The organism is Rhodoferax sp. (assembly GCF_037143375.1).
GTDB lineage: Bacteria > Pseudomonadota > Gammaproteobacteria > Burkholderiales > Burkholderiaceae_C > Rhodoferax.
Map to the genome: position 1 here is coordinate 1 of NZ_JBAWYV010000271.1, position 2,570 is coordinate 2,570.

General features: G+C 57.4%; 2 protein-coding genes. Both read right to left on the reverse strand.

Translation table 11 applies throughout. The features are described from left to right. Positions 1–186: 186 nt before the first annotated feature. Positions 187–1,002: an IS21-like element helper ATPase IstB gene (istB, locus tag WCG50_RS18865; RefSeq protein WP_336901137.1), complete on the reverse strand. Its 816-nt coding sequence runs from the start codon at positions 1,000–1,002 to the stop codon at positions 187–189. Next, positions 992–2,494, reverse strand: coding sequence for an IS21 family transposase (gene istA, locus WCG50_RS18870; protein ID WP_336901138.1), 1,503 nt, complete (start codon positions 2,492–2,494; stop codon positions 992–994). The genes istB and istA overlap by 11 nt, the downstream gene beginning before the upstream one ends. Positions 2,495–2,570 lie beyond the last annotated feature (76 nt).

A 2,570-nucleotide genomic window follows, 5' to 3' on the forward strand; every position in this document is an offset into this window, starting at 1 on the left:
TGACCCACCCTGCCGATTCAATTTTGACCCAGGACGGATAGCTGCCTTTTGATTTGGCAACTGTGGATAAGTGTAGCGAATTACCTGTTTGTGAGATTCTCCTCTTCAGTCTTTGTTGTGCATTTCTGGCACGGGGAATGGAGCGAAGGGCGTAGCCCGTAGCGGAATTCCCCGTGCGCGGCATCATCAGAACGGCTCGTCTTGCGCTTCGGCTTTGATCTTCTTGCGCGACTGCTCACGCGCCTTTATCCGCGTATTGGCAACCTGGCTGCTTTGGTTGTACCGGTGCGATTCATTTCCCGTTTCCACTATGTGGCAGTGGTGGGTCAGCCGGTCCAGTAGTGCGGTGGTCATCTTGGCGTCCCCAAACACCGCCGTCCACTCCGAGAAGCTCAGGTTGGTGGTGATCGCCACGCTGGTGTGCTCGTAGAGTTTGGACAGCAGATGAAACAGCAGTGCGCCACCGGCCTGACTAAACGGCAAATACCCCAGCTCGTCCAGAATGACCAGGTCCATGCGCAGCAGTGACTGTGCAATGCGTCCCGCTTTGCCCTGGGCCTTCTCCGCCTCCAGTGCATTGACCAGATCAACCGTGCAATAGAACCGCACCCTCAGGCACCGCTGCGTAATCCCAGCAATACCAAGGGCGGTGGCTAAGTGGGACTTTCCAGTTCCCGGACCGCCAATGAACACCACGTTCTGCGCCGTGTCCACAAACTTCAGCGTTGCAAGCTTGCGGATCTGGTCTTCGTCAATATCCTTGGCCGAGTCACAGGTGAAGTCAAACCCGGCCAAGTCACGATGGATCGGGAACCTAGCAACCTTCAATTGGTGGCTGATGGCACGCATCGCCCGGTCGGTGTGCTCGGCTTGTAGCAAGTGCTCGATCAGCCATTTGGATGAACTGACCCCATCTTCCCCTTGGGCCACTAGATCGGCCCAAGCGCTGGACATACCCAACAACCGCAATTCCTTAAGTTCGGTGGTGACATCAAGACGCATCACTGACCTCCACTTCGCTGCGCAGGCTGTCATAGCGGCTGGTGTTTGCCAGCGGTGCCTGCTTGAGTTTCAGTGTCGTTTGCACAGCGTCCGGCACTGCGCAGGAACTCAGTCTGGCCACCACATTGAGAACATGCTGGGCGCTCAGTGCGCCAGTCTCCACCACCAATTCCACGGCCACCAGAACAGCCTCCAAGCCCGCGGTGGGTACAGCTGCCAGTACCTGCGCCATCACCTTGTCGCCGCCGCTGTGACGCATCAAGCCCTGGCGCAGTTTCTGCAGTGGAGCCGGCAGATCCGTAAAGGGTGCCCCATTTCGCAAGGCTCCTGGCTTGCGCTGCACCAGCGCGATGTAGTGCTGCCAGTCATAACGTACGTGCCCCTTGTCAGCCTGCCGGGCGTGGCTGGCAACAACCTCCTGTGCAGTGGCAATATCCACCCGGTTGGGATAGAGCCGGGTGCTGACCCGCTGACCCGCCAATTCACAAGGCACCGAGTAACGGTTGCGTGCCACCGCCACCAGACAAGTGCTGCTCACGCGCGCAGATTTCTCGACGTAGCCATCAAACGCAGTCGGCATGGGCATCATCTCCAAGCGCTCCTGCTCCAGCACTTCCTGAATGCTGAACTCCTGGAACTTCGGATGACGCAACTCTGTCCACAAGGCGCGACAACGATCACCCAGCCAGGCGTTCAGTTCTGCAAATGAGGCCCACTTGATCTTTTGGGCATCAAGCCAGATTCGCCTGCGACTGTCCTGCACGTTTTTCTCCACAACGCCTTTCTCCCAGCCCGAGGCCACGTTGCAGAAGTCCGGATCAAACAGGTAGTGCGCGCACATCGCCATGAACCTGGCATTGACCACCCGGCCTTTGCCCTTCTTGACCTTGTCCACCGCCGTTTTCATGTTGTCGTAAATACCCCGCCGAGGGATTCCGCACAATGCCGCAAAGGATCGGGTGTGCGCGTCAAACAGCATCTCGTGCCCCTGGCTGGGGTAGGCCACCAACCAGAATGCCCGGCTGAAGCACAGCTTCAAATGGGATACTTGCATCTTGTAGAAGATGCCGCCCACCACCATGCCTTCTTCGCTCCAGTCAAACTGGAATGCCTCACCAGGATCAAACGACAGCGGCACGAATGCCTTGGGCGCCTTCCCCTCCGTCTCCTTCCACGCACGAATGAAATCAGTGACGCGGCTGTAGCCGCCGCAGTAGCCCTCCGTCTTGATTTGCCCAAACAGGGCCTTGGCTGTGCGGCGGTTTTCCTTTGTGCGATAAGAGTCTGCCTTGAGCGCCTGCACCAGCACTTCATGAAAGGCGGTGAGCTTTGAAGGTACTTCTTTGCGCTCGTAGGTTGGCTTCTTGACCTCCGATTCATCCCGAACCCACTTGCGTATCGTGTTGCGCGACAGCCCCGTGGCCTTGGCTATTTCTCGCAGTGACTTCTTGTCACGCGCATACAGCCGTTTAACTTTTCCCAACATTTCCATGGTGATCACCTTTATTTGCTCCTGCCCAAAAAACGGGCAGAGCCAGTAAAACACCTGGGTCAATTTTGGGTCGGCA